Below are 26,345 nucleotides of genomic sequence, written 5' to 3'. Positions count from 1 at the left end.
CTGGAATCACCGTCCTTAAATAATCGATTCATCGCGCACAACCTTAGACAGCGTGTTAGCCGCAAACAGCAGAATGACACTGACGACCGACTTCAACATGCTGACTGCTGTGGCAAACGGAAAATTGTTGGCAAACGCGATATTGTACACGTACAAATCCAGCACCTCTATCGCATCCTTGTTCATGGCGTTCTGGAAGGCAAAATACTGCTCCATGCCGTTGTTGACAAAGTTCCCGATGGAGAGCAGCAGCAGTACGAAGAACGTCGGAATGAGGCCGGGAACGGTGATATGCCAGATTTTGCGGAACCGGCTGGCCCCGTCTACTTCTGCCGCTTCATACAGCTCCTGGTCGATGCCGGCAATGGCCGCCAGATAGAGAATAGCTCCCCAGCCCAGGGACTTCCACCAATACCAGGCAATCATCGTCACCCAAATATGCGAGCTGGAGGCCAGAAAATTGAATTCCTCATTCACGAAGCCCAGCTGTATCAGAATGTGGTTCACCACTCCGTTGTCGACCGAGAACAGTGAGAAGGCCAGGGCATAGACCAGAATCCAGCTGATAAAATTCGGTATCGTCGTCAGCGTCTGCACGAACTTGCGGTACCAGCCTGCCCGTATCTCCGTAAGGAGAATAGCGAAAATAACCGGAAAGACGGAAGTCACCAGCCCGAGTGAACTCATGGCTACCGTATTCTTCAGTACGCGCAGCACCTCTGCTGTCTGGGTAGGATTGGCAACTATGGTCCTGAACCACTTCAGCCCTACATACGGTGTGTCCGACAGCGGAATACCGGGGATGAAATCATAAAAGGCGTAGATCCACCCGCTAACCGGCAGATAATAGAAAACAAAGGTCACTACAAGAAAAGGAAGCGCCATAAGAAACAGTTTGTATTTATTCTGCAGCTTCCTGCGGGATGGCCGGACCGGACCCACACCGCGGAGCAGCTCGCCTGAAGGTACCCCCATATCAAATCTCCTCTACCCGGATTTTTGTTTACGCTTTCATCTTAGTTCATAACGAATCTTCGCCGGGAGAGAGCGCCGGTAGGCCTTCTGCGAGAGCGGTAATACAGTTCCGGACCATTTTCACAGGTCAGTGGACCAATTTCCCGTTACATTTATTGCTGTCAAAAAAAAGGAACCGGCCATCTGCAAGCTCTGCAAATGAACAGTTCCTTCTTATTTACCTCCTATATCCATGCGAACGCGAGGGTGCAGCGCTTGTCTCTCTGCATCGCCTCTCCCCACTTAAGCCTTGTCAGCAATCATGCGGTTCGTTAGACTCCCTAGCTTCTCGATCTCCACCGTAACCTCGTCACCCGGCTGCAGGTAAATCTGCTGCTCCGGCGGATATCCCATCACAACACCTTCCGGGGTTCCTGTAAGAATGATATCCCCTGGCGTAAGCGTCATACACCCGGAGATATAGCTGATGATCTGCTGGCAATTGAAGATCATATCCGAGGTATTGGAGTCCTGCCGGACCTCCCCGTTCACCGAGCTTCTAATGCGCAGTAAACCGGGGTTCTCCACCTCGTCTTTCGTTACCACATAAGGCCCAGCTGGAGCAAACCGGTCGCACGATTTGCCTGCAAGCCACTGGCTGGTGCGCGTCTGCAGATCACGTGCGGACAGGTCATTTGCAGCAAAATAACCAAACACCACATCAAGCGCCTCTTCTTCACTTACGTTCTTGGCTGTCCGACCGATCACAATGCCCAGCTCAGCTTCATAATCGACCTTCTGCGTGGTGCCCGGAAGCGGAACTTCCATGCCGTGTCCGGCCAGGCTATTCGTAAATTTGCTGAAAAGAATCGGATATTCCGGCAGCGGCATTCCGGTCTCTTCGGCATGTCTGCGGTAGTTCAACCCGATACAAATGATTTTGCCGGGATCTGCCACACAAGGCGCGAATTCAAGCGAGTCTTCCTCTTTATAAAAGGCGCCTTCGCCCTGGACAGGCAGATTACCCACGAATTCGCGCAAACGGCCGAGCGCTGCCTCTCCTCCGTCCAGCAGTTCTCTTAGCGTTGCCGGAACAGCTTCTGCAGCCCGCTCTGGCACCGAATGCAATGCCGCCGCCACATCCAGGATGCCTTCTGCCTGTTTTACACCGAGACGCAGCGTTCCTGATTCCCAAAAATTCAATAGCTGCATATCCGTCCCTCCCCCAAATTCAGAATATCGTTCCAAGCTCAGTTCATCTTACACGTATGTATCCCCGGCTTCATGCTTCATCAGCAGGAGAGCCGGACGGACGGCTTCCCGCTGTGCATCTCAGCCTGCAAAACGGTTGCCCTTTAATCCCTTCACGCCCGTGTCCGCCTTGAACAATCCGCCGGCTAAGGGCCAGCGTTGCAGTTCCTCAGCACTCATGCCAACCCGGGCAGTGGTAATATAGAGCTCGTCCAGATGTTCACCTCCGAAAACACACGAGGTCACGAACGGTGCGGGCACTTCGATCTTCCCGATCTGCTCCCCGGTGTGCGGATTCCAACGTGAGACACAGCTGCCGTTCCAATGGGCAACCCAGATCATTCCCTCGCTGTCAATGGTCATTCCATCCGGTCCGCCTGCGCCTTCCGGGAACTCCACCACAGTTCTGCGTCCGGTTACAGTGCCATTCTGCAGATCATAATCCATTACATCGACTCTCCGGGTCAAGGTATCAATGTAATACATCAGACCGCGGCTATCGTCCCAGGCCATGCCATTGGAAATTCCGATACCAGACAGCACCTTACGCACTTCGCCTTCCGGCTCCATCACATATAAGCTTCCCGCATCCCGTTTGTCCTCCATACTCATGGAGCCGAACCACAACCTGCCCTTGCTGTCGCATTTGGCATCGTTTAACCGGTTCCCGGATAGCTCTGTCTCCACCGAAGCCAGTAATTTCAGAGACCCATCTTCTTGAAATTTGTAGATCCCGTCCTGCAAGGCGACTACCCAGCCGCCACCAACGGATGGAACCGCCGCACTGATCATTTGCGTGAAGGTATAGATCTTCTCATTCAGCGTCCGGGAATCAACAATCCGCAGCTGCTTCCCTTCAATATTTACCCATAACAACTCTCCTGCCTCAGGGTCCCAATGGGCACCCTCGCCAAGCTCCGCTTGGGCGTCCAGCACCAGTTCAGCCTGTATGATCAATGGATATCCTCCTCATTCACTCCAGAATATGACACTTCCTTTTCCATTCTACCTTCACTGAGTTTAATTATCCACTTTCAATGAATATGACAGACACCTGTCCAGTTAGGCATGGTATTCTGAAGGCAATCATAAATCATAGCGGCCAACCGCTATATACTACGGAGGGATATCCATGAAATACGAGTGGAAAAAACAAGAAAAAGCGTTCTATTTGCCCCCATCAGAACCTACGCTGATAACGGTGCCCGCCTATCCATACTTCATGCTGTCAGGTGAAGGCAATCCTAACAGTGAAGCGTTCGCTGAGGCGGTTGGAGTGCTGTATTCCCTATCTTATGCCATCAAGATGCTGCCCAAGAAAGGTCCGGCACCCGAAGGCTACCATGAATATAGCATCTTCCCCCTGGAAGGTGTATGGGATCTCAGTGAACAAGGACGCTTGAAGGCAGGACTCGACAAGGACGAGCTGGTCTACACCATAATGATCCGGCAGCCGGACTTTGTCACACCTGCCCTTGCTGCCGAAATTGTGGATAAGGTTAAGCGCACGAAGCCGCAGCCGTTACTGGATAGGGCCACCTTCGGGAGCTACGAAGACGGTCTTTGTGTACAAATGCTGCATTCGGGACCCTACGATGATGAGCCGGCGAGCTTCAGCAAGATGGAGCAATATTGCGTGCAGCAAGGACTTCGGCGGATCTCCAAGACCCACCGGGAAATATATCTCTCGGATGCCCGCAGAACGCAGCCGGAGAAGCTGAAGACTGTCCTGCGTTTTCTGGTTTCACGGGAGGAGTAGCAGCCTGGTATAAGAGCGTTCTCCGAAGGTTATCTTCGCAGGCAGTCTCAGTGTCCGGAAGGTACCTTCCCTTCCGCTGAAGCATCCATTCTCTGGCGGCCCATGAAGCATGCCGCCAGCAGCGCCAGCAGGGCTGGTATGACAGCCCAGGCGAAAGTGGTAGTAATGGAGAAAGACAGACCCTTAGTAATTTTGTCCAGAATTTCCGGTTGAATCTGAGCCCGGGTCTCCGGGGACAGCAGCGCATGCGGGTCCTTAAAATTGAGTGGGCCGCCTGAGGGATCTCCTCCGCTCCACCACCCTATATCAGTTAACAGCTTCGAGCTTAGATAATGGCTTTGAATGATCCCGAAGGTCGTAATTCCAATGGTCATGCCGAGCGAACGAATAAAGTTCATGGTCGCGCTGGCCGAACCGCGCTGCTGCGGTGTCAGGCCATGGATCGCTGCTGTTCCGAGCACCGAGAAGGATGCCCCGACACCGAGTCCAATGAGGATCATGTACAGCGTCAGGAGGAGGCGCGAGGCATCCGGTGCAAGCGTTGCTACAAGTCCAGTACCCAGTACAAGCAGGGCCAGTGTCGGCACCATCAGGCTGCGGTAGCTGGTTTTGGCCATCAGGAAACCGCCAGTTGAGGCTGTGATGACCGAGGCAACCATCATCGGCAGCAGCACCAGCCCTGAATTCGTAGCCGATCCGCCAAGCACGCCTTGGATGAAGATGGGGATATAGACCGAGGCGGCGATAAAGGCCGCACCGCTGAATAAGGCGCACAGAATACTGGTGGCATACAGTCTTTGCCGAAACAGGGCAAAAGAAATAATAGGCTCCTTTGCCTTCGTCTCTGTGAACAGAAACAGCACCGTCAGGACGGCAAACGCTGCGAATAAGCCCAGAATCAGCCCGGAGCTCCAGGCGTATTCTTTGCCGCCCAGCTCCAGCGCGAACATTAAGCTGATCACTGCACCAAGCAGTGTTCCTGCACCCAGCCAGTCAATGGGCTGCTTCGAATGCTCCACCGATTCCCGGTAGAAGCCCACGACCATAACCAAAGCAACCAATCCCAGCGGCAAGTTGATGTAGAAGACCCACTGCCAGGCAATATGATCCGTAATATAAGCCCCAAGCAGGGGACCGAAGATACTGGAAAGACCGAACACCGCTCCAAAAGCGCCGCCAAGCTTACCGCGTGCCTCCAGCGGGACCGCATCGAACATAATGGCAAAGGCAATCGGCACCAGCGCGCCGCCACCTATTCCCTGAATGGCCCGGTAAGCAGCCAGTTGGGTAATTGTCTCCGCAGTACCACATAACGCCGAGCCGGCCATAAATACAATAATTCCAAAGATAAAAAACTTTTTGCGGCCGTACATATCCGACAGCTTGCCGAAAATGGGCATTCCCGCCATTTCGGCAACCAGGTACGCCGAGGTGACCCAGACAAATTTGTCCATCCCGCCCAGCTCGCCGACAATGTTGCCCATCGCCGTGGCGACAATCGTGCTGTCCATAGAAGCCATAAGTATACCTAACAGCAAACCGGCAATGACAATGCCCAGATTGGGTGTTTTTGAAGCTGAGCTCACAGGTTCCACTCCTTATCCCTTGATTCTAATTGATTACTTTACAGCTTCACTTGATTCCTTACTGTAGCATTCCTATGAATGTCCAGAGAATCCCGGTATTCCACTATGTCAATTTCACAGCCGGTACCAATGACAACATTTCCGCCTCTGACTGTTCCTGCTGTCGTCCCCTGCAGTTCCACCTGATCTCCTTCGATCAGGCCCGCGGTAAACCGCAGACTTCCCGGATGTCCCGGACGAATCAGCTTCCCGCCAAGACTGCGTTTGATCTTGATGCTTCCGCCTCCGACTTCGGCTGCCCTGCTAGGACCGAACAGCGATATTTCCAATGTCTCTGCGCTTAGCACTCCTTGTACCTGGAGTGCACCGCTGATGTGCATGTCCTCTGCATCGCAATCGCCTGAGACGCTAAGATTTCCAGTGAATTTAATGCCTTCCACGTGAATACTTGCAGCCTTGATATCCCCTTGTCCACGCATGGATTCACCCTCAATACCACCCTTTACGGCACATTCACCAGTAAGCTTCATACTCTCCATAACCAGTCTGCCATTGACCTCGGTTTCGCCCATCAGCGTCATTTTCCGGCAATCCACATCACCATTAAATGTACATTCCCCGGTCACCTTCACGTCCAGGAAGTATCCACCCGCTGAGGTTGAATTCCCCAGTACTTTCAGATTCGTCCGCTCTTCTGTATCATTCACCGGTCTTCACCTCCATCCCTACTGTGGCTCCAGGGTGTACAGTTAATCCTTCACGGTATTCCACCCGGCCGATGCTGCAGCCTTCTCCGATAATCACTATAGCCCCTCTTACCACATCCGCTGTCGTATACTCCAAATCAATAAAATCACCATCTATTACACTCGTCTGAAGCTCTGCCCTGAGCTTTGGTATAACGCCACCCGCAAGCTTACTCCAGACCCCCGAGCCCGCCTTGCGGACCACCAGGCTCTCTACCCCTATCTTCTTCACTCGGGTCTGCCCTTGCAGCGCAAGCTCCACATGCTCTGCGCTAAGGAAGCCGCTGATGGTAACTGAACCCTCAACCGTGAAATTCCGCAGCTCACAGTCTCCTTTGATACCGATGACCCCGCTCAATGTACAGTTTTCTCCTCGCAGGCCGCCATCCATTTTCAGGAGCCCGTCATGCTTCATCGTTCCCATCTGCAGGCCTCCGCCTACTTTGAGATCACCATTCGTCTCCATTTCATCTACGGTAAGGCTTCCCCCCAGCCTCATGAGGCCGTTCCCCTTGAAAGTTCGGGCGCGCACCGGACCACCGATCCGGCTCACTCCCTCCAGATTAACATGATGGTACGTTCCTCCAGCTGCCCCGCCTATCCCGGCAATCACTAAATCTGCCGCCGTTGCCTGATCCATAACCTGACCCCCTCTAATGATTGACCGAATGCCTCATATCCCCATCCTGTACTTCCGATTGTATTCCACAACAATACAGCGGACCTCCGCCCTCAGGAGGATTTCCGCTCATTCTTCCAGACTATTCTATGGCCCCTTGCCAACAAAAAGGAGCAGACAGCTCCTTGGTAAGGATATGTCTGCTCCTGTTAGTTACGTATATTTATACGCCCATGTAACTGTGATTAGAGTTATTCCACTGTCTTCGCTTCCTCGGAAGCTACAGCAGCTGCCGGGGTATCCGAATCTGTATCAGCAGGTTCTTCCAGTGCTACCGGAGGTGCAATACGGATAATCAGCGTATCTTCGGGAGTGAGCACTTCCCAGCCCTCATGCTTCGGCAGATCCGAGACCAGCAATTGGTCCCCAATGTCGAGGCCGGTGATATCCACTTCAAATGTCGCGGTCAGCTTGTCCGGCAAGGTGCGGATATCCAGTTCATACAGCTCTACCTGCTGAATACCGCCGCTCTTCACGCCTACAGGATCTCCGCTGAAGTGAAAAGCAACCTTGGTGACCAGTTCAGCCTTCATATCAATCTGGTGAAGATCCACATGCAGCAGCTTGCGGGACAACGGCTGGCGCTGCACTTCCTGGATCACCACGTTTTTGGAGCCGGAATCCGGGAGTTCTACCTTAAGGATGGCCCGGGGGTTTTTGCCGAGTATTTCGTTCAATGTCTTCGCATCTGCTGTAAAGGACTGGCTATCTGAACCTGCACCGTAGACGACAACCGGTACAAAGCCTTTGCTCCGCTGTGAAGAGGTCGAGCCGGATCTTTCAGTCAAACGTACTGTGGTATTCATGATATTCCTCCTAAAATTTTTTTAGCGCAACACCCGCGATTCAGCTTCGGAAAAACTGCCTCGGAAGCATACGCCAAGTTTTGTCAGCTTAGCTGCATTGAGTAGTTCTTGGCACAAAATAAAAAAAGACCCATTAGATATGCAGGTCTAATTAGTCTCTTATTAACCATATATGCCTACATTGGAATCAGTATAGCACTGCGTACCTGGCAAGTCAAAATAGGGTATTATTCAATTTTAATCCATTTTCATCTAAACTAAACCAAATGACATGCCACAAAATGTCCGCCTCCGGCGTCACGGAAAACAGGGGTTTGCGCCTTACAGACCTCCACGGCAAACGGGCAACGGGTATGAAATTTGCAGCCGGAAGGCGGATTCGCCGGACTTGGAATATCACCTTTCAGCACGATCCGTTCCCGTTTCAGTCTAGGAATCGGCACAGGCACTGCAGATAGCAACGCCTTAGTATACGGATGCAGCGGGCTGTGGAACAGCTCGTCCCGGGAAGCGGTCTCCACCATGGAACCAAGGTACATCACGCCGATCCGGGAGCATAAATGCTCGACCACACTCAGATCATGGGAGATGAACAAGTAGGCCATTCCCTTGCTTCTTTGCAGCTTGCTGAACAGATTGATAATCTGGGCTTGAATTGACACATCTAGCGCCGAAACCGGCTCGTCGGCAATGATTAGATCCGGGTTCAGAATGAGTGCCCGGGCGATGCCAATCCGCTGGCGCTGCCCTCCGGAGAATTCATGCGGGAAGCGGTCGATGTGGTAAGCGGACAAGCCGCAGGCATCGAGTGATTCCAGCACCAGCTCCCGCACCTCATGCCTGGAGCATAATCCATGGTCCAGCAGGGCTTCACCGATCGCATCACCCACCCGTACACGCGGATTAAGCGCGCTATAAGGGTCCTGGAAAATCAGCTGCATTTGTGGCCGAAGCAGACGAAGCTCTGCAGAGGAGAGGCTGTGGATATCCTGACCTTTGAACTTCACTTCACCCGCTGTCTTTTCGGTCAGACGCAGAATTGTCCGTCCTACTGTGCTTTTGCCGCTGCCTGATTCACCGACCAGTCCGAAGGTTTCACCAGGTTGAAGGGTAAGACTGATGTCATCCACGGCCTTCACCTGTCCGACCGTGCGGTTCAGCAGCCCTTCTGTAACCGGAAAATATTTTTTCAGATGATTAACTTCAAGTAACGCCTCAGACATGGACTTCCGCCTCCTCATACAGCCAGCAGGCTGCCTTCTGTCCGCCGTCCAGCTCCTTAAGCTGCGGCTGCCGGCTGCGGCAGACGGGCAGACACTGCTCGCAGCGGTCATGGAAATAACAGGAGGGCTCGAGCTCCAGCGGATTCGGCACCTGGCCCGGAATCGAATACAGCTCCTCCAAACGCTGACCCACCACCGGTTTGGATTTCAGCAGCCCCTTTGTATAGGGATGTTTGGGATTGTTGAACAGCTCCACGACTCCACCCTCTTCAACGACTTTGCCGGAATACATCACGATCACGTAATCGGCCATTTCGGCTACAACGCCGAGATCGTGGGTAATGAGCAGAATAGACATCCCTCCGTTTGCTTTAAATTCCCGCAGCATATCGAGAATCTGCGCCTGGATGGTCACATCAAGCGCTGTGGTCGGCTCATCGGCAATCAGCAGCTTCGGGTTACAGGAGATGGCAATGGCAATCATAATCCGCTGAAGCATGCCACCGCTTAATTCATGGGGATAGCTGTCAGCGATTTGATCCGGGCGCGCAATGCCAACTTGCGTGATCAGCTCTATGGCCCGGAGACGTGCTTGTTTCTTGTTCAGCTTCAGATGCACCATCAGCGGCTCCATGATCTGCTCCCCGATCTTCATCACGGGATTCAGCGATGACATTGGCTCCTGAAAGATCATGGCAATCTCATTGCCCCGGATCGCCCGCAGGGTATTCGGGTCCATCCCCAGCAAATCTTCACCCGCAAAATCGATCTTCCCTCCAGCCACCTTCCCGCCTGGCGCTTCCACAAGACCCATTATCGACATAGCGGTTACACTCTTGCCACAGCCGGATTCACCAACAATGCATACCGTTTCTCCTTCTCGGACCTGAAAGCTTACATGATCAACGGCAGCTACTTTCCCTTCTTCTGTATAGAAAACGGTACTGAGACCTTCTATATTCATTAAATGCTTCATCAGCAGCTGGCCACCTACCTTTTCTGTTTGGGATCAAGCACGTCTCTGAGGCCGTCACCAAATATATTAATGGCAATCACTGTGGCAAAAATGGACAGTCCAGGAGGAATCCACAGCCACGGATGATCCTGAAAATCAATCATATTGTTCGTTGCATCAATCATGTTGCCCCAGGTCGGCGTAGGCGGCATGACGCCCAGCCCGAAAAAGCTTAGCACTGATTCGCTTAATATCGCTCCGCCGATGTTGAGTGTAGCCATGACGATCAGCAGCGGAACTACATTCGGCAGCAGATGATGGAACAGCTTCCGGCTGTCCCGCAGGCCCAGCACTACCGCCGCCTGCATAAATTCGCGTTCCCGCAGGCTGAGCATTTGCCCCCGCACCATCCGGGCAAGTCCCGGCCAATTCACAATGCTGAGCATCAGCATGACGATATACATCCGGTAATCCGCCCTAACCTTCCATTCCGAGAGCAGCGCCCCGAAGATAAAAAGCAGCGGCAGACTGGGAATCGTCATCAGCAGATCGGCGATCCGCATAATCACCTGATCCGCGATACCGCGGTAATAACCGGCTATTGCTCCGAGCAGAGCGCCAATAAACACGGACAGCACCATTGAAGCCAAACCAACCGTGAGCGAAATCCGTCCGGCCTGCATCACCCGCGTGAGAATGTCCCTTCCAAGTGCATCTGTTCCCAGTAAATGCTGCAGATTGGGCGCCTTGTTCATCAGGGTCATATTAATTTTGTTATCCGTATATGGTGAAAAGAACGGCCCGATGAAACATAAGACAAACATAAACACAACCACTCCAAAACCTGCAACCGCCAGCTTGTTCTTCATCAGCCTCTTCAGTGACTGTCTGAACAGTGAGGACTTCTGCCTCGGTACCCGTGATTCGCGCAGCTCGGTCATCCTGCTGTTAGCTTCCAAAATGGTATCCTCCTCCCTATAACCGGACGCGCGGATCGGCAACCCGGTACAAAATGTCCGAGAGCAGCGTTCCGATGACGGTCAGAATGGCAATAAACATGGTAAAGCCCATTAGCAGCGGATAATCACGGAGCCCGAAGGACTTCATATACAGCTGGCCGATTCCCGGCCAGTTGAAGATTTGCTCGATAATCAGCGAGCCGCCGAACAGTGCCGGGAGCTCGAAGCCGACTAGTGTAATCGCCGGCAGCAGAGCATTGCGCAGGGCATGGGTAAACAGCACCTTCCGCTCCTTCAGCCCTTTGGCCCGCGCTGTGCGGATATAATCCTGCTTCAGCACATCAATCATATTGCTGCGGAAGTAACGGGTTAGCGAGCCCAAGCCGAGCAAGGTCATCACCACAACCGGGAGTGCCATATGCCGCACCACTTCCTTCAGATATGCCAGCCCCGTGGCATTGCTGCCCGTTGTAATCATCCCGCCCGGCGGGAGCCACTTCAGATCCACAGCCAGAATCTTGATCAGGAATAAGCCGATAAAAAAGGACGGAAGCGACATTGCGGCAAAGATAGCCACCATCACCAGCGTATCGAACCAGGAATACTGCTTATAGGCCGAGATTACCCCCACAATGACCGCAATCACCCAAGTTAGAAAAGTGGACACGGCGGCCAGCAAAAAAGAATTCCAAATATAATCGTTGAACAACTGAAGTACCGGCTTCTGCTGGGCAAGCGAATACCCGAAATCCCCGTGAAAAGCATTGTTCATCCAGATGCCGTAGCGTTCAAGCATCGGCTTGTTGAGGCCGTAGATTTCCCGCAGTTCTGCCTTGCGTTCCGCAGTCAGCTTAATATTTCCTGTAATGAAATCCCCGGGTGTAGAGGCATAGAGACAGAAGATCAGCAGCGAGGCCGCAAACAGAATAACGAGCATGTACAGCAGTCTTTTCGTCAGATAGGTACTCATGACCCGCTCCTTATGGATCGTCCCCTGCCCATGACAGCTGAAGCAGGGGACGAATGTGTAATTATTTCAGCGTCCACTCCGGCAGGCTTCCGGCAAGCCCGATGAACGGGCTGACCGTCAGATTCTGGATGCGTCCATTGTAGGCATAGACTGTTTTTTTGTAGCTGGTGAACAGAATCGGGAGCTCATCATTGAAAAGCTGGTACAGCTCCTTGTATACGGCCTTGCGCTGTTCAATATCCGTTGTAGCAAGCGCTTTGTTGTACAGTTCAAGGAATTTCGGATTATCATAATCGGTGATTTCCCCGTCAAAGAACTGCATGAACCCGTCCGCCGGATCGGTCAGCATACTGGTCGAGAAGGATACCAGATCATAGTCTCCGCCTTCCACCTTGGACACCAGTGAGTTGAAGTCTGCAAAGACCTCCGGCTGGAATTCAATGCCAAGTGCTTCAAAATTCTCCTTGGCTACAGCGATGAAAATATCGGTGTTCTTGCTTTTCGAGCCGAGATAATGGATGGACAGCGGCTTGCCGCCTTTTTCGCGAATTCCATTTGCACCTACGGTCCAGCCGGCTGCATCCAGCAGTTGTTTGGCTTTTTCCGGATCATATTTGTAAGGATTAATGCCTTCCTCGGTATAGGCCCAGGAGATTGGCGAAGCCGGAATATTGGCAATGGCGCCTGCTCCCTGCTGGGCATCAACATAAATGCTCTGACGATCAAGCCCGTACATAATCGCCTGTCTGACCTCTTTATCCTTAAGCTGCTCATGCTTGAGGTTGACTTGCATGTAACCATAAGTGCTTGGTGTATAAGGAATGATGTTCACAAATCCAAGTGCTCTCAGCTTCTCAATATTCTCTTCCGAGGCACTGAAAGAGGCATAATCAACCTCTCCGGTCTCCAGGAACTGCCAGACATCGCCTTCCGATGTTTTGTAGATGAAATGCTCCGTCTTAGGTTTGCCTTTGAAATAATTCTCATTGGCCGTAAGGCGTACTTCCTGCCCAGGCAGGAATTTCTCCAGCTTGTAAGGTCCGTCGCCAAGCGGGTGCTCATGCAGCTTCTTGATATAGTCCAATTGGCCGAACTTATAGTCCTTGCCATAGTAAGCCTTGGACAGCACGTTAGAGCCGAGTGTCACCAGCGCCGTCGCATTCGGCTTCTCCAATGTCACAGAGATCGTCTGCGGATCAATGACCTTGATGCCTTCGACTGTTTTGGCCGTGCCCTCTTTATAGGCTTTGCCGCCCTTCACATTCAGGGAAGGCAATGAGGAGCCGCCGTCATAGGCTTTGTCGTATTGAATCGTCCAGGTAAAGGCTACATCATCTGCTGTTAGCGGCGAACCATCGCTGAACTTCAAGTTTTTTCTTAAGTGGAAGGTGTATGTAAGCTGATCATCCGATACATCCCAGCTCTCGGCAAGCTCAGGCGTTGGGACCCCTTTGTCATCCACAGTTACCAGGGAAGCATACAGCAGGGAGGATACATTGCCGTCATAGCCGCTCTCCTGAAAATAAGGTGTAAATGCCCCGCTGGGATCCGTAAGGCCAACGATAATCGTATCTGTGCGGTTCTGGGCTACAGCCGGAAGCTTGGTTAAATCCGTTGCCGTAAAAGGTTCGCTTAGCGCACCCGCTGATACTGGCGCCGGGGATGCTGTCGCCTCCGTTCCAGCCGTCCCGCCCGAGTCAGCTGTTGCAGACGCCGGGACATTCCCCGACGCTGTATTGCTGTTGTTATTGTCCGAGCAGGCCGCAAGCAGCATTGAACCTGTAATCAGCAGCGTGGACAATACAAGCGTACTTTTTCTCATAATAAATCATCTCTTTTCTCACCAAATTTTAATACTCACAATTCCTACCCACTAAGTATGTTTAAGACCGATAGTTCACATTATAGGAATTTATTGTGGTTCTGTAAAGAGAGAACTAAATATTTTTTCTTCACAAACAGAATTTATGCGAAAACCTGCAAAACAAAAAGCCAAAGCATTCTCTCCCCTAAGAGATCACTTTGACTTGGTGTAATACCGCTCAAACGGCGTTAAGTTTATTTTAAATATTCGAACAGCTGCTCATTCATCCGGTGAATTCCTTCCAGACGCAGACTGTAGGCGGTAACGTTCTCCCCCTCGATATAGGCATTCAGCAGGCCCGCACAGCGCAGGCTGAAGATATGGTCATGCACAATCCCCTTGGAGATTCCGGCTTGCTTGGCGATTTCGGTAAAGGTTCTGCGTCCGCCGCCCAGCGACTGTAGAATCTTCAGACGGCTTTTTTCACCCAGACTGCGCAAAGTTCTGTACATAAAAGGTGAAATCTCTTCGTCTGTTACCGAGACTCTCGCCGCATAATGGCAAATTGTCAGTGGACCGAAGCTGTAAATAATATTGGCAGGCTGAAAATGGAACTGCGGGATCAGCACCAGCTTGCGCAATCCGTCCACCGGAAGAAAATAAAATCCGTTCGTTGTCCTGTTCACAAAATCAGAAACAGCACTCTTGTCCAGCTCCAGGCTTCGTTCGTCCGCGTGCTGACGCAGTCTGCCGCTGATCTCCGGACTGCAGTCCCTGAAATATTGCCTGTTCCACTCAGACAGCAGAAAATGCATCCGGCTGCGGAATTGATCCATTTGCACCGGGAACACGCTGACGTATTCTGCAAGTGTCTCGTACATCTCTCCTACCGGCAAATGCTGCAACCATTCCAGCACCTGATCTACGCTCTCCTTCACCGGACATTGGTGAATCAGCAGATTCAGCAGCTTCCAGTCATTACCGAGGCCTGTCTCGTCCAAAGCGGACAGCAGTTCCGGGCTAAGCCTGCCTCCCACATCAGCAGACCATGAGGCACCCAGATCCATCTTCTTATTGGATTTCTTGCATATAAACGTATGTATACTGCATACCAGTTCAAAAACCGGCTCAAACTGAACCTCAACCTCATACTCCATGGCCATTCCCCCTGATGCAACTTCTATTCATCACAGCGTTAGTGTAATCTTATGGTATTTTACAGAGCATGCGCAAGTTATATAGATTATCTGACCCTTAGAGATATATAGGTGTAACCTAATTACATACATCTGCATGTCCATATCCTCGCTTTTTCCAGATCACGGTAGTAAAATATAGTCACAATAACCTGATTGGAGTGAAGAATATGGGACAGATTGAACAGGGAGAAGGACGTTTTTATATTGCTGGTGACGGTAAGGACCTTGCCGAGATTACATACAGAACGGAAGAGGCCACAGGGAATTGGGTGATTGACCATACCTTTGTCTCCGAAGATCTGCGGGGCCAAGGTGCCGGTGAGAAGCTAGTGCGTGCGGTTGTGGATAAAGCCCGCGCCGAACAGGTTAAGATTGTACCCCAGTGCCCTTATGCTGCACATCAATTCAAGATACATGCGGAATACGGGGATGTTCTCAGCAGCTGAACCCGGTTATTGAGACCATTGCGGGATTAAATTTTCAGGAGGATATGCGTTTGACTACAGCTGATACATTAAGGGATATAGAGCAATTGCAGCAACGTTGCGAGCAATATGAAGGGATCAGCCTGAAGCTCAATTGGGACATGCTGCGTATGTCTCCAGAATCCGGGGGAGCCGAATGGCTGGTAACTTATGAGGAAGAAGAACTAATTGGTTTTATAGGGCTGTACGGTTTCGCCGGCGAAATGGAAATCTGCGGAATGGTGCGGCCGGGATTCCGGCGCAGAGGCATTTTCACCTCGCTATGGGTACGGGCACAGAGCATCATCAAACGTAGTAATATCAGAACACTGCTGCTCAATGCCCCGGCAAGTTCGGCCTCGGCAGCCGGTTATCTGAAGACCCTGCCCCTGGTATTCAACCATGCGGAATATCAGATGAAATGGGATGGGGCTGCTGTACCGCAAGGTTCCGTCGAAGCCAGTTCAGCTGCAGGAACCATAGTCCTGCGGCCTGCACGCCAGGAAGATGCTGATATTCTGGTCGAGCTGGACTGCGGAGGATTCGATATGTCGCGGGAGGACGCCGCAGAGATGTACACACTGCAGATGAATGACAATCAGCAGGAACACATCGTGATTGAAATGAATGGACAGCCCGCCGGCAAGATGCGGCTATGGACGGAGGACAACGAAACCTGGATCTACGGGTTTACGGTGGACAAAAAGCTGCGTGGACTGGGTATAGGCCGGAGCGCGCTTTTGCAGACGATTGAACGGGAACGGCACAATTACAACGGTGTGAATCTGGAAGTGGCTCTCGACAATCCTAATGCACTGAAGCTGTATGAAAGCTGCGGCTTCGTCATTCTGAACAAACAGGATTATTTCCGCTATATCGGCTAAAGCATATCACAATCTGAACAGCACCTTTTCTTTTGGCACAGTGCCTTAAGGAAGGGTGCTTTTACGTATGACCTTTGGTATCCGCACAATCATAGAAGGAGTCATTGTTACTTACAGGTGCCTATATAACCTCAAAGTGCGTACTATCCGCTCCCCTGTCCAGCAGACATAATGAGGGCATACACAAGTTGAAGGAGAGAACCCGCTTATGAGACTAGATGACGCTGGAATACGTAAAACCGCACTGGTTGTTGGTGCAAACGGAGTGATCGGACGCAATCTGATCGAATACCTGGTAACCCTGCCTGAATGGGATATTATCGGAATTTCACGCCGGGGCGGAGAAGATACAAGCCGTGTGCGCTACATCGCGGCCGATTTGCTGAGTCCTGAGGACTCACGACGTAGGCTTGAGGCCCTGCCGGAGGTGACGCATATCTTTTACGCCGCCTATCAGGAGCGACCAACCTGGGCGGAGCTGGTCCCTCCGAATCTGGCCATGCTGGTGAATGTTGTTGAGGCCATTGAGCCCCGTGCCCATCATCTGCAGCACATCAGCCTGATGCAGGGCTATAAGGTGTATGGAGCCCATTTGGGACCCTTCAAAACCCCTGCCCGGGAGACAGATGCCAATCATATGCCGCCAGAATTCAATATCGATCAACAGAACTTCCTGGAGAAGCAGCAGTTGGGCAAATCCTGAACCTGGTCGGCGATCCGGCCGTCTGTGGTCTGCGGCTTCGCTCTCGGCAACCCGATGAATCTGGCAATGGTCATCGCTGTCTATGCCTCCCTCTCGAAGGAGCTGGGACTTCCGCTCCGGTTCCCCGGAAAGCCGGGTGCCTACCATAGTCTGCTGGAAATGACGGATGCAGGCCTGCTTGCCCAGGCAACCGTATGGGCGGCGACAGACACCCGCTGCGCCAATCAGGCCTTCAACATTACAAATGGCGACCTGTTCCGCTGGGATGAACTCTGGCCGAAGATTGCGGCTTTTTTCGGGCTCGATACCGCACCGCCGCTGCCCATGTCTCTCTCGGTAGTGATGGAGGACAAGGAACAGCTGTGGAATGACATGGTAGAGAAATACGGGCTGGAGCCGAACAGCTACCAGGACGTTTCGTCATGGGGATTCGGAGATTTTGTCTTCTCCTGGGACTATGATTTTTTTGCCGATGGAAGCAAGGCACGGCGGTTCGGATTCCATGAATTCATCGATACCGAAGCGATGTTCATGCGTATCTTTGCAGATTTCCGCAGCCGTAAAATCATCCCGTAACCTCCAAATTCATTAAGCCCTAAACAGCGTGAAAAGCCTGACCCCATCCTTCCGGGTCAGGCTTCTTTATTCTTTCGTTTGCGGCTGGGCCAGTACAGCGGCTTGATCACCGTAGACCCGCTCAATATGGGTATCGCCCCACCTGCACATCAGGTGCAGAATTTCCTTGAGGCTCCAGCCGTAATCGGTCAGCTCATACTCGACTCTGGGCGGCACTACATTGAATATAGTCCGCTGGATAACGCCGTCCTCTTCCAACTCTCTCAGCTGCTGGGTCAGCACCTTCTGGGTAATAACAGGCATCAGGCTCATGAACTCACCGTTGCGTTTCTTGCCGAAGGTAAGAAAAAATAGGATCACCGGCTTCCACTTGCCGCCGATTACCTCAAGCGTGGCCTCCACAGCGGTGTTATATGTTTTGATTGGTTCCGGCATGGTTTTGAACACCCCCTGTTCTTAACCATATCGCCTTGGCCGTCTGCTTGCAAGCGCAGGCTATACTGCAGGCAGACTCACGCTCACATCAACCCATACCCCCGGTGAACCAGTTCTTCCTGTTCGCTTCTGCGCACTCCGTATTTCAGCAGCTTCCCTGCAGACTCCTCCCGCCCCAGGAATACGGACAATAACCGCACATAATCCATGGATTCCTGGAGCGGGATTCCCGCACCATCAAATATATGCCGGCGGCTGTCCAGGAGAGAATAGACCTCCACCTTCTCGGCCGGCATCCCATAAGCCTGATGGCAGAACACATTAGCCATATGCAAAAATCCGGTGATTACGTCTTCATTTCCGTTCACCATAAATTTCTGGATGCTGAGGCAGCGTCCTGGAACTATAGAGTGCCAAGCCAGCTGAAAAATCATCGCCAGCTCGATATCAAGCACTGGTACCGGTACATGCCACTGCTCATAGAGCAGCACCGGGACCTCCAGCAGATGATTCACACTAACGATCCGCATCAGTTCGTCGGCGACGGCTGTCTTGACCTCCCAATAGTGCAGCAACGATGGAAAAGCATCCCCTTTGGGCGGCCAGCGCCGCTCCAGCAGGAACTGAATCGGCGTTTCCCTGCGCACCTCGGGCTGCAGACTGTAGAAGTCATTCAGCGTATGCCCAACCGCATACTGCACCTGCTGCCTCCAGCGCGGCAGCCCGGTGGATGGCCCGCTGCCGGAAATTTCCGCTCCTCCCAGCATAATATGCTCCATACGAAAATCATTCAACCGGCTGTATTGCAGGGCATATGCATCGCGTTTCCCTGCTGTCCTGCTTCCCGCCGCGCCGCCCATTCCTAAGATACCGCCGCGCAGGTTTCGATAAATTGGCGGCCAAAGCTGCGGCAGACTTCTTTTTCCGCTGCGTTAGGCCCGTATTCAATCTTCAGACTTTCCTGAATAATTTCTGCTCCGCGCCCCCTCAGCTTCTCCTCAATCTGATTCACCGCACCGCAGTAAATTTCATAGCCCGTATCTCCGCTTCCGAAGGCTGCAGCCTTGCAGGCTGTCAAATCCAGGTCATCCATCTCTTCATAGAAATCCAGGAATTCATCCGGCAGCTCGCCATCTCCCCAGGTATATGCCCCCAGTAGTACAGCCTCATAGGCTTTGATCTCATCCGCATTGCAGTCGGTGACCGATTTCAGAACAGCCTCACCTCCGGCCTGGCGTATCCCCTCCACAATCAGTTCAGCTATTTCTTCCGTGTTGCCAGTCAAACTGGCATATGCTACAAGCACCTTAGCCATGTATGGTTTCCTCCCAAAGTAAACACAATGTTATACGATTATTACAAGTTAAAATTCAAACCAAGTATTACTTCCTTCATTCTATTTGATAATGATTCTCATTGTCAATATTAAGCACGCAAAAAAAAGGCCCTCCGGTTCCCTTACCGGATAGAGCCCGCGTTCAACGCTTCGATCATATGCTTTTCACAAGTGGTACGTCATGCGCAATAAGCGCCTTCCAGCAGGGTAATCCCGTTGCCGTCCGGATCACGGAAGTTCATTTCTTTTCCCCCATACTCCATGGTGGCCGGCGGCTGACAATCCAGACCCCGGGCTTTCAGCTGCTCATAGGTCTCGTCCAGACTACTGCAGGAGAACACCAGATTAACAACTCCAGTGGTGTGCTTGCCCCATTTGTTCTCATCCCAGATAATCAGCCCTGGCAGACCCCGGTCAAAACCGATCTTCGCGCCGTCATAATTGCCAAATCCCTCAAAAGGAACCGGAACCCCCAGCAGTTCAGCATAAAATTTGGCCAAAGCGGCCGTATCCTTGGTATACAGGTTAATGCCTTCAAAAGAAGAAATCATCGGTTCGCACTCCTTTAAGATTATTATCCAGCTGCACATTGGCCCGCTGACAACAGTGTACCCGCTGCTGCCATTTTTGTATTGCAAAAAAACGACATCTACCTCCGCGCATAAGCCAAAGCCTCCAGCGGCGTTCTGCCGGCAAACTTCTTGAAGCTGTTGATCATATGCGACTGGTGGCTGTAACGGTAATCGTATACCATATCCTGCATCGCCCTTGCTGGCGGAGGTGAACGATATAAATCAAGCCATACATTTTGAAAGCGGACCAGATCTGCTGTCTTTTTCGGAGAAAGGCCGATGTATTCGCGGAAAAGCCTCTCCAGTTGACGGCTGCTTACCCCAGCAGTGCTCTCAAGCGCTCTGGCATCAACGACACCTCTCTGCTTAAGAATACTGTAGACGGCGTTCAGCAAGCTATCCCGGCTATGCACGGTCCGTTCCAGACGCTTAAACAGATACTCTTCCGCCACAGTGATACGTTCTGCGTAGGTAAGGGAAGCGCCCAGCCTGTAACCCAGTTCTCTGCGAAAAGAAGCGAAATATTGCTCCACCGGAACATGAACATTAAGAACATCCCTGAGGTGATCATCCGCGAACAAATGCACGGCCCAGAAATGAAAACGGATAGCGAAATACACTCTGCCGGTTGACTCCGTGGCTTGTCCCACTTCAAACGGCGCATCATTGATCCCGCAAAAAAAGCCTTCAGATTCTCCCGTACGCTCATCCCATTCCCAAATAATATCCATGCACGTATCCGGGATAATCACTTCCGGCTCCGGAGATAAAGAAATTGACTCGCCAATTAGGGCGGTCTTTGGTAAGAGTCCACTTGTCTCTGGCAGGGCTGCAGTTCCCCAGAAGCAGCGGATATATGACCGCAATGCCTTGCAGGGCATTACCTCACCGGCTCCGGCAGGTTTTGCCGTAATCGGATAATACAGCTGGGAAAGGTCAAACATCCGATTCCGCCTCCATTCATTTAATTCTTTGATCATACACAATCATTGCCAGTAGCGCCAGAATGACAGCTATCTATATTCCGCTGCGAATTTTTTTATCTGCGATATCGTCCTCCCTGATCTCTTCAATTATTGGAATTATTATACATAAATGAGTATTGGGGCAAAATAAGAATAGTCGCAGCTTTGCAACCATTTAGATTGTAGCTGCAAGGCAAAATGTTGTACAATAAAGGCTAAATGACTTTTTGAAGGATGGATTAATCATGTATATAGCAAGTGATTGGAAGGACTACGAAGTAATCGACACTGGCGGCGGAGAAAAGCTGGAGCGTTGGGGAGATATCATCCTGCGCCGTCCGGACCCGCAAATCATCTGGCCGCTGGCGAATGAGACGGCGAAATGGCGCGATGTGCATGGACATTATCACCGCAGCTCCGCCGGAGGCGGACAGTGGGAAATGAAGAAGACTATTCCTGACGATTGGAAAATCAGCTACGGGAAGCTGAATTTCCACCTGCGTCCCACCAACTTCAAGCATACCGGACTATTCCCCGAACAGGCAGCCAACTGGCGCTGGATGATGGACAAGATCGCTGAAGCGGGCCGTCCGATTTCCGTGCTCAATCTTTTTGCCTACACCGGCGGGGCTACTGTTGCTGCCGCCAGCGCAGGAGCTTCTGTCGTTCACGTGGATGCTGCCAAAGGCATGGTCCAATGGGCAAAAGAAAATGTACAGCTGTCCGGCCTGGCAGAACGTCCGGTCCGGTTCATTACCGACGATGTCTTCAAATTCGTTCAGCGCGAGCAGCGCCGCGGCAGTAAATATGATGCGATCATCATGGACCCGCCTTCTTATGGCAGAGGCCCGGGCGGTGAGATGTGGAAATTGGAGGCAAGCCTGTATCCGTTTCTGGAGAGCTGCATGGAGATTATGAGCGACAGACCGCTGTTCATGCTAATTAACTCCTACACGACCGGTATTTCTCCAACCGTACTGCGCAACATGCTCTCGATGACGATGGGCAAACGCTACGGCGGCAAGCTGACCTCCGGTGAAATCGGCCTGCCGATTACTGCCTCCGGTATGAACCTGCCTTGCGGTATTCTGGGCCGCTGGGAGGCGTAAACCATGTCAGAAATGACACCTGGTACGATAGACGAATCCGGCAGCGGAAGCTCCCGGTTCGAGATCCTCTTCGAAGACAATCATCTGCTTGGCATCGTGAAGCCTGTCAATATTCCGGTGCAGGAGGACGCAACAGGTGATCCTGATCTGCTAAGCCTGCTCAAGGAGGACGTGAAGGAGCGCTTCAACAAACCGGGCAATGTATATATGGGCCTGGTTCACCGGCTGGACCGTCCGGTTGGAGGAGCCATGATCTTCGCCAAGACCTCCAAAGCTGCTTCACGGTTGTCCGAGAGTGTCCGCTCCCACAGCTTCCATAAAGTCTATCTGACCGTGGTTCACGGCAAGCCTCCAGCTGCGAAGGGCCGCCTGGTCCATACACTGCTCAAGGATGCCAAGACCAATACAGTGACGATTGTACGCCAGGGGACACCCGGCGGCAAGGAAGCTATTCTGGACTATACGGTGCTCGGCAGTGCCGAAGGCTACAGTCTGCTGAAGATCGACCTGCTCACCGGACGTTCCCACCAGATCCGTGTACAGCTCAGCGGTATTCGCTGTCCCCTGTATGGTGATCAGAAATACGGGGCCGCTGTGAACAAGCCCGGCCAGCAGATTGCTCTGTGGTCCGCACTTGTCGGCTTCCCCCACCCCGTCACCAAAGAAGAAGTTGAATTGATCTCTCTGCCTCCGCAGACTCATCCCTGGAGCTTGTGGTCGCAGCATACACAAAAGCAGGCCATCCGGTAACGGAGGCCTGCTTTTTGTATGTGATATAGGCATTATATGGCTGATTGCCCGCTTTTATCATGTAAAAAAGACATAGGAGTTATGTACGGATAATCACCTGAAATAGGCTTGATGAAGGGGCATTAAGCGTTCTACAGCCCGTTAGTCTAGCAGAGTACGCTAAAGCGAAATTATAGGCTGTACGTTCCGTAGCGGTCAGGAGAAGTGGGGCAGCAACCATTTTGGAAAAAGAGCTTTCGGTTTTCTAAAACCCTGACTGGTCAGGGGGTTGAGCCCTCGGGTGCCGGTGTTGGTGCCGATGTTGATGTTGGTGTTGGTGTCACCACCATCTTCCCCATCAGATACAGGAGGAGCTGCTGATTATGGGAAGAGATGGGGTCCAGCGCCTCAGCAAAAAAATCACTGCGGATCTGAAGTCCGCGTTCGGTCTCTTTCTTGCCCGTCTTCGTAATACTTACCCATACGATTCGCCGGTCAGCAGCATCACGCTCCCGGACAATCAGACCATGCTTCTCCATCCGGTCCAGTAGCATCGTTACTGCTGCAGGGCTGGTCGCCAGATGCGGAGCCAGATCAGAAGGCTTCATCGCGTCACGTTCCTGCAGTAATTCCAGTACAGTGAGTTGGGCGTCTGTAAGTGTAGGGGCAAGCTTGCTGTCCATATGTAACTTATAATCCTTTAATATTTTATGCCAGATCTTACTGAATTCAGTGGAGTGCACACGTATTCCTTCCTTTCTTGAAATATAAGAATTTATATGTTTCACACAATAAATTATCCTTATATTTCTCGCTGTAACGGATACCGTCGTGATAAGGACAGCGAAGCCGTTTCTACTTGATCAATAAGGATGGTATCTTTTCGGGTCGCCATATCTACATTTTCGCGAGAAAAATTCCATTTCCTGCAAAAGGGAAAAATAAATAACCCAAAGCCATACAGAAATGCATCCTTTGAACTAAGATTAACGTACGGTATATCTATCATAAAACGGTGTCCCTATTCTCCACAAGGAGATTCGGGACACCGTTTATTTCTTCATAACTTGCAGTCATTATGAAGCCTATACCTATTTAATTGCCGGGAAAAGGCTTATAATCTCGTCCTTTTTCTCAACAGACACCAGCTGCTTGCCTATCGAACGCCGTTCGCCGAGCGGAGCCGATTCAGAGGAGAAGGTATACATTGAGCCATCACGGGTTAATGCCACCAGTTCAAGTGGTTCGCGGCAATAGAAGGCACCTGAAATTCTGCTGCCGTTCGGACGGACTCGCTTGCCCTCTTTGAATTCAAAGGTCGGCAACCCTTTTCCGCCACGGCTCTGAGACGGGTAATCCAGCAGCAGGGTACGTTTGGCATAGCCAATTTCGGTTACCGACAGGATTTCGCCTTCATCTTCACTGACCCAGAAACAAGAGACCACTTCGTCTCCTTCACGCAATTGAATTCCCCTTACACCACTAGCCACACGGCCCATAGGGTTCACTTCGCTCTCGCGGAAACGGATGCTCATACCCTCACGAGTCACCAGCACGATCTCCTTGTCACCGCTGCTCAGGGCCACTGTGATGATCTCATCCCCATCAGCCACTTTGCATGCCGCAACAGCCCCTGAACGGCTCGTGGAGTATTCCTTGAGCTCGGTACGCTTGACCTGCCCCTTACGGGTGATGAAGACCAGGCTGGCCTGAGTATCCTCCATATTGCCGACTGGGAGAATGGTGACAATTCCATCGCCTTTAGCAAGAGCTATCACGTTCACAATCGCTGTTCCGGGGTCCTTCCACTTGAACTCCGGTATCTGATGCACCGGCAGCAGGAAATACTGCCCTTTGCGGGTGAACACAAGCAGGCTGTCCCGGGTATTGAGGTCCATCAGCTTGATGATATGGTCGCCTTCCTTCACGCCCGAAGCATGCCGTTCACCGCCTGAACGTGTGAAGGATGGCATACCGGTACGCTTGATGTACCCGTCAGCCGAAAGAGCAACAAGGACATCCTCGGCGTTCACGAGCACTTCAAGGCTGACCTTAAGCTCCTCGACTTCACCCTGAATGAGGGAGCGGCGGTCTATACCGTATTTGTCGCGGATTTCAATAAGCTCTTTCCGGATTACAGCGATCAATTTCTTATCACTGTCCAGAATCCCCTGAAGCACAGCGATACGCGCGTGCATCTCGTCCAGCTCCTTCTGGAGTGAATGAATCTCCAGATTGGTTAGTCTGTACAATTGCAAGGTGAGAATGGAGTCTGCCTGTCTTTCGCTGAAACCGAACATCCAGACCAGATTATTCTGGGCATCCTGGCGGTTCTTCGACGCCTTGATGGCGGCGATGACCTCATCCAGAATATTCAGGGCTTTAACCAGTCCTTCCAGCACATGGGCACGGTCTTCTGCTTTTTCCAGATCGAACCGCGTGCGATGGGTAACCACCTCGCGCTGGTGGGCAATATAAGCCTCCAGGATGGCTTTTAGACCAAGCTGCTGCGGAGACTTGTTGACAATAGCCACCATGTTGAAATTATAAGTGATCTGAAGATCTGTTTTTTTGAGCAGATAGGCTAGGATCCCCTGGGCATCCGCTTCCTTCTTCAGCTCGACTACGATCCGCAGGCCATCACGTCCGCTCTCATCTCGGACTTCTGCGATGCCTTCGATCTTTTTCTCCAGCCGGATATTCTCCATTGAAGTGACCAGCCGGGATTTGACGATCTGGAACGGTACCTCGGTAATCACAATCTGCTGCTTCCCGCCCCGGAGCGTTTCAATCTCCGTCTTCGAGCGCAAATAGATGCGCCCTTTCCCGGTGCGGTAAGCATCCATAATGCCGTCGCCGCCCATAATCGTGCCGCCTGTCGGAAAATCAGGGCCTTTGATAAAGGTCATGATATCCTCCAGTTCAATATCCGGCTTCTGCATGACTGCGATGCACGCGTCAATTACCTCGCGCAAATTATGCGGTGGAATTTCCGTCGCAAAGCCAGCTGAAATGCCGCTGGTCCCATTGACCAGCAGATTCGGATAACGGGAGGGCACAACGACTGGCTCTTTGGCCGTGTTGTCAAAGTTATCCTTGAACAGCACCGTACGCTTCTCGATATCGCGCATCATCTCCATCGCGATCGGTGACAGCCGCGCTTCTGTATAACGCATCGCTGCTGCCGGGTCATCGTCCATCGAGCCCCAGTTCCCGTGTCCGTCTATTAGCACATGGCCCATCTTCCAGGGCTGTGCCATCCGCACCATACCTTCGTAGATGGAAGAGTCACCATGGGGATGATAATTCCCCATAACGTCCCCTACCGTTTTGGCAGACTTGCGGTACGGCTTGTCCGGGGTATTACCGGAATCGTACATGGCATACAGAATCCGGCGCTGTACAGGCTTCAGCCCGTCACGGACATCCGGAATCGCCCGGTCCTGAATAATATATTTGGAATACCGGCCAAAGCGGTCACCGACGACCTCTTCCAGAAAAGCCGGCAAAAACTGTTCTGATAAACTGCTCATTCGCTCACCTTCTGTTCCTCAATCTGTCCGCATTTTAATGATTGGTGATACCTGGCGGCTACGCTGCTGGAAATTCTTCAGGTTTATTGCCTGAAATGTTCAAAGGTAAAACTGGGCTGATTGGTGTCCGGCGTAACTACGGAGAATG

Annotated in this window: 25 protein-coding genes and 1 pseudogene; 6 read left to right on the top strand and 20 right to left on the bottom strand. The window is 51.9% G+C overall.

Going from position 1 to position 26,345, the window contains the following annotated elements; all coding sequences use genetic code 11:
• Positions 1–15 precede the first annotated feature (15 nt).
• The 3 genes from A3848_RS25865 to A3848_RS25855 all read right to left on the bottom strand — a co-directional run bounded on the left by A3848_RS25865 (position 16) and on the right by A3848_RS25855 (position 3,162).
• Entirely contained in the window at positions 16–975 is a 960-nt protein-coding gene (locus A3848_RS25865; protein WP_074087732.1) for an ABC transporter permease, read from the bottom strand.
• Positions 976–1,257: 282 nt separating this feature from the next.
• Positions 1,258–2,166, bottom strand: coding sequence for a fumarylacetoacetate hydrolase family protein (locus A3848_RS25860; RefSeq protein WP_074087729.1), 909 nt, complete (start codon positions 2,164–2,166; stop codon positions 1,258–1,260).
• 120 nt (positions 2,167–2,286) lie between these two features.
• On the bottom strand, positions 2,287–3,162 hold the full coding sequence (locus A3848_RS25855; protein WP_083612381.1) for an SMP-30/gluconolactonase/LRE family protein: 876 nt from the start codon (positions 3,160–3,162) through the stop codon (positions 2,287–2,289).
• Between the two features lie 175 nt (positions 3,163–3,337).
• Here A3848_RS25855 and A3848_RS25850 point away from each other — a divergent pair, with 175 nt between their 5' ends.
• Positions 3,338–3,964 carry a GyrI-like domain-containing protein gene (locus A3848_RS25850; RefSeq protein ID WP_074087727.1) on the top strand — a complete coding sequence of 209 codons (627 nt, stop codon included), beginning with the start codon at positions 3,338–3,340 and terminating at the stop codon, positions 3,962–3,964.
• Positions 3,965–4,011: 47 nt separating this feature from the next.
• Here the strand turns inward: A3848_RS25850 and A3848_RS25845 are convergent, their stop codons facing one another.
• The 10 genes from A3848_RS25845 to A3848_RS25800 form a co-directional block, all read right to left on the bottom strand.
• Positions 4,012–5,484: an MDR family MFS transporter gene (locus tag A3848_RS25845; RefSeq protein WP_083606839.1), complete on the bottom strand. Its 1,473-nt coding sequence runs from the start codon at positions 5,482–5,484 to the stop codon at positions 4,012–4,014.
• 104 nt (positions 5,485–5,588) lie between these two features.
• Positions 5,589–6,257 carry a hypothetical protein gene (locus tag A3848_RS25840; RefSeq protein WP_074087724.1) on the bottom strand — a complete coding sequence of 223 codons (669 nt, stop codon included), beginning with the start codon at positions 6,255–6,257 and terminating at the stop codon, positions 5,589–5,591.
• Positions 6,250–6,936, bottom strand: coding sequence for a hypothetical protein (locus A3848_RS25835; protein ID WP_074087723.1), 687 nt, complete (start codon positions 6,934–6,936; stop codon positions 6,250–6,252). Before A3848_RS25835 ends, A3848_RS25840 begins: the two co-directional genes overlap by 8 nt.
• A 230-nt stretch (positions 6,937–7,166) precedes the next feature.
• The gene (locus tag A3848_RS25830) at positions 7,167–7,781 is read right to left on the bottom strand and encodes a 50S ribosomal protein L25 (RefSeq protein ID WP_074087721.1); all 615 of its coding nucleotides are present in this window, start codon (positions 7,779–7,781) and stop codon (positions 7,167–7,169) included.
• A gap of 257 nt (positions 7,782–8,038) precedes the next feature.
• A complete protein-coding gene (locus A3848_RS25825) occupies positions 8,039–9,004 on the bottom strand; it encodes an ABC transporter ATP-binding protein (protein ID WP_074087719.1) in 966 nt (321 codons plus the stop codon).
• Complete coding sequence (locus A3848_RS25820; protein ID WP_074087717.1) at positions 8,997–9,980, bottom strand: ABC transporter ATP-binding protein; 984 nt, start codon at positions 9,978–9,980, stop codon at positions 8,997–8,999. Before A3848_RS25820 ends, A3848_RS25825 begins: the two co-directional genes overlap by 8 nt.
• A gap of 14 nt (positions 9,981–9,994) precedes the next feature.
• Positions 9,995–10,900, bottom strand: coding sequence for an oligopeptide ABC transporter permease (gene opp4C, locus A3848_RS25815; RefSeq protein WP_074087822.1), 906 nt, complete (start codon positions 10,898–10,900; stop codon positions 9,995–9,997).
• 34 nt (positions 10,901–10,934) lie between these two features.
• Entirely contained in the window at positions 10,935–11,888 is a 954-nt protein-coding gene (locus tag A3848_RS25810; protein WP_074087715.1) for an ABC transporter permease, read from the bottom strand.
• Between the two features lie 61 nt (positions 11,889–11,949).
• On the bottom strand, positions 11,950–13,710 hold the full coding sequence (locus A3848_RS25805; protein WP_074087713.1) for an ABC transporter substrate-binding protein: 1,761 nt from the start codon (positions 13,708–13,710) through the stop codon (positions 11,950–11,952).
• Positions 13,711–13,946: 236 nt separating this feature from the next.
• Positions 13,947–14,849, bottom strand: a complete 903-nt coding sequence (locus A3848_RS25800; RefSeq protein WP_074087711.1) for an ArsR/SmtB family transcription factor — start codon at positions 14,847–14,849, stop codon at positions 13,947–13,949.
• A 209-nt stretch (positions 14,850–15,058) separates the two neighbouring features.
• On the opposite strand from A3848_RS25800, the gene A3848_RS25795 reads away from it, so the two are divergent.
• The 3 genes and pseudogenes from A3848_RS25795 to A3848_RS25785 all read left to right on the top strand — a co-directional run bounded on the left by A3848_RS25795 (position 15,059) and on the right by A3848_RS25785 (position 17,518).
• Positions 15,059–15,337, top strand: a complete 279-nt coding sequence (locus A3848_RS25795) for a GNAT family N-acetyltransferase (RefSeq protein WP_074087710.1) — start codon at positions 15,059–15,061, stop codon at positions 15,335–15,337.
• Positions 15,338–15,387: 50 nt separating this feature from the next.
• Positions 15,388–16,239 carry a GNAT family N-acetyltransferase gene (locus A3848_RS25790; protein ID WP_178382081.1) on the top strand — a complete coding sequence of 284 codons (852 nt, stop codon included), beginning with the start codon at positions 15,388–15,390 and terminating at the stop codon, positions 16,237–16,239.
• A 208-nt stretch (positions 16,240–16,447) separates the two neighbouring features.
• A pseudogene (locus A3848_RS25785) lies at positions 16,448–17,518 on the top strand (SDR family oxidoreductase).
• 66 nt (positions 17,519–17,584) lie between these two features.
• Here A3848_RS25785 and A3848_RS25780 read toward each other — a convergent pair.
• From A3848_RS25780 to A3848_RS25760, 5 genes are all read right to left on the bottom strand, one after another.
• Complete coding sequence (locus tag A3848_RS25780; RefSeq protein ID WP_074087707.1) at positions 17,585–17,953, bottom strand: winged helix-turn-helix transcriptional regulator; 369 nt, start codon at positions 17,951–17,953, stop codon at positions 17,585–17,587.
• Positions 17,954–18,036: 83 nt separating this feature from the next.
• Positions 18,037–18,813: a hypothetical protein gene (locus A3848_RS25775; protein ID WP_074087706.1), complete on the bottom strand. Its 777-nt coding sequence runs from the start codon at positions 18,811–18,813 to the stop codon at positions 18,037–18,039.
• Between the two features lie 2 nt (positions 18,814–18,815).
• Positions 18,816–19,268 (bottom strand): flavodoxin, encoded by a 453-nt coding sequence (locus A3848_RS25770; RefSeq protein WP_074087704.1) that lies wholly within the window; start codon positions 19,266–19,268, stop codon positions 18,816–18,818.
• Positions 19,269–19,468: 200 nt separating this feature from the next.
• Positions 19,469–19,840: a VOC family protein gene (locus A3848_RS25765; protein ID WP_074087702.1), complete on the bottom strand. Its 372-nt coding sequence runs from the start codon at positions 19,838–19,840 to the stop codon at positions 19,469–19,471.
• A gap of 98 nt (positions 19,841–19,938) precedes the next feature.
• Positions 19,939–20,805, bottom strand: coding sequence for a helix-turn-helix domain-containing protein (locus tag A3848_RS25760; RefSeq protein WP_074087701.1), 867 nt, complete (start codon positions 20,803–20,805; stop codon positions 19,939–19,941).
• A 266-nt stretch (positions 20,806–21,071) separates the two neighbouring features.
• On the opposite strand from A3848_RS25760, the gene A3848_RS25755 reads away from it, so the two are divergent.
• Both A3848_RS25755 and A3848_RS25750 read left to right on the top strand, forming a co-directional pair.
• A complete protein-coding gene (locus A3848_RS25755) occupies positions 21,072–21,935 on the top strand; it encodes a class I SAM-dependent methyltransferase (RefSeq protein ID WP_074087700.1) in 864 nt (287 codons plus the stop codon).
• Between the two features lie 12 nt (positions 21,936–21,947).
• Complete coding sequence (locus A3848_RS25750) at positions 21,948–22,685, top strand: RluA family pseudouridine synthase (RefSeq protein ID WP_074087820.1); 738 nt, start codon at positions 21,948–21,950, stop codon at positions 22,683–22,685.
• 260 nt (positions 22,686–22,945) lie between these two features.
• On the opposite strand, the gene A3848_RS25745 is transcribed toward A3848_RS25750, so the two are convergent.
• A complete protein-coding gene (locus A3848_RS25745; protein ID WP_074087699.1) occupies positions 22,946–23,407 on the bottom strand; it encodes a MarR family winged helix-turn-helix transcriptional regulator in 462 nt (153 codons plus the stop codon).
• A gap of 348 nt (positions 23,408–23,755) precedes the next feature.
• A complete protein-coding gene (gene gyrA, locus A3848_RS25740; RefSeq protein ID WP_074087698.1) occupies positions 23,756–26,197 on the bottom strand; it encodes a DNA gyrase subunit A in 2,442 nt (813 codons plus the stop codon).
• Positions 26,198–26,345: the final 148 nt, after the last annotated feature.

This window comes from Paenibacillus sp. P32E (genome assembly GCF_001909085.1).
Taxonomy (GTDB): domain Bacteria; phylum Bacillota; class Bacilli; order Paenibacillales; family Paenibacillaceae; genus Paenibacillus_AQ; species Paenibacillus_AQ helianthi.
The sequence above is the reverse complement of the archived record's forward strand: the minus strand, read 5'-3'. Positions and strand labels throughout refer to the sequence as shown.

What these genes read in the sequence shown, in the direction of transcription:
- A3848_RS25865 (WP_074087732.1), bottom strand. Translation starts at nt 975, where the DNA reads ATGGGGGTACCTTCAGGCGAGCTGCTCCGCGGTGTGGGTCCGGTCCGG.
- A3848_RS25860 (WP_074087729.1), bottom strand. Translation starts at nt 2,166, where the DNA reads ATGCAGCTATTGAATTTTTGGGAATCAGGAACGCTGCGTCTCGGTGTA.
- A3848_RS25850 (WP_074087727.1), top strand. Translation starts at nt 3,338, where the DNA reads ATGAAATACGAGTGGAAAAAACAAGAAAAAGCGTTCTATTTGCCCCCA.
- A3848_RS25845 (WP_083606839.1), bottom strand. Translation starts at nt 5,484, where the DNA reads ATGGCTTCTATGGACAGCACGATTGTCGCCACGGCGATGGGCAACATT.
- A3848_RS25835 (WP_074087723.1), bottom strand. Translation starts at nt 6,936, where the DNA reads ATGGATCAGGCAACGGCGGCAGATTTAGTGATTGCCGGGATAGGCGGG.
- A3848_RS25830 (WP_074087721.1), bottom strand. Translation starts at nt 7,781, where the DNA reads ATGAATACCACAGTACGTTTGACTGAAAGATCCGGCTCGACCTCTTCA.
- A3848_RS25825 (WP_074087719.1), bottom strand. Translation starts at nt 9,004, where the DNA reads ATGTCTGAGGCGTTACTTGAAGTTAATCATCTGAAAAAATATTTTCCG.
- A3848_RS25820 (WP_074087717.1), bottom strand. Translation starts at nt 9,980, where the DNA reads ATGAAGCATTTAATGAATATAGAAGGTCTCAGTACCGTTTTCTATACA.
- opp4C (WP_074087822.1), bottom strand. Translation starts at nt 10,900, where the DNA reads ATGACCGAGCTGCGCGAATCACGGGTACCGAGGCAGAAGTCCTCACTG.
- A3848_RS25810 (WP_074087715.1), bottom strand. Translation starts at nt 11,888, where the DNA reads ATGAGTACCTATCTGACGAAAAGACTGCTGTACATGCTCGTTATTCTG.
- A3848_RS25805 (WP_074087713.1), bottom strand. Translation starts at nt 13,710, where the DNA reads ATGAGAAAAAGTACGCTTGTATTGTCCACGCTGCTGATTACAGGTTCA.
- A3848_RS25800 (WP_074087711.1), bottom strand. Translation starts at nt 14,849, where the DNA reads ATGGAGTATGAGGTTGAGGTTCAGTTTGAGCCGGTTTTTGAACTGGTA.
- A3848_RS25795 (WP_074087710.1), top strand. Translation starts at nt 15,059, where the DNA reads ATGGGACAGATTGAACAGGGAGAAGGACGTTTTTATATTGCTGGTGAC.
- A3848_RS25780 (WP_074087707.1), bottom strand. Translation starts at nt 17,953, where the DNA reads ATGCCGGAACCAATCAAAACATATAACACCGCTGTGGAGGCCACGCTT.
- A3848_RS25775 (WP_074087706.1), bottom strand. Translation starts at nt 18,813, where the DNA reads ATGGGCGGCGCGGCGGGAAGCAGGACAGCAGGGAAACGCGATGCATAT.
- A3848_RS25770 (WP_074087704.1), bottom strand. Translation starts at nt 19,268, where the DNA reads ATGGCTAAGGTGCTTGTAGCATATGCCAGTTTGACTGGCAACACGGAA.
- A3848_RS25765 (WP_074087702.1), bottom strand. Translation starts at nt 19,840, where the DNA reads ATGATTTCTTCTTTTGAAGGCATTAACCTGTATACCAAGGATACGGCC.
- A3848_RS25760 (WP_074087701.1), bottom strand. Translation starts at nt 20,805, where the DNA reads ATGTTTGACCTTTCCCAGCTGTATTATCCGATTACGGCAAAACCTGCC.
- A3848_RS25755 (WP_074087700.1), top strand. Translation starts at nt 21,072, where the DNA reads ATGTATATAGCAAGTGATTGGAAGGACTACGAAGTAATCGACACTGGC.
- A3848_RS25750 (WP_074087820.1), top strand. Translation starts at nt 21,948, where the DNA reads ATGACACCTGGTACGATAGACGAATCCGGCAGCGGAAGCTCCCGGTTC.
- gyrA (WP_074087698.1), bottom strand. Translation starts at nt 26,197, where the DNA reads ATGAGCAGTTTATCAGAACAGTTTTTGCCGGCTTTTCTGGAAGAGGTC.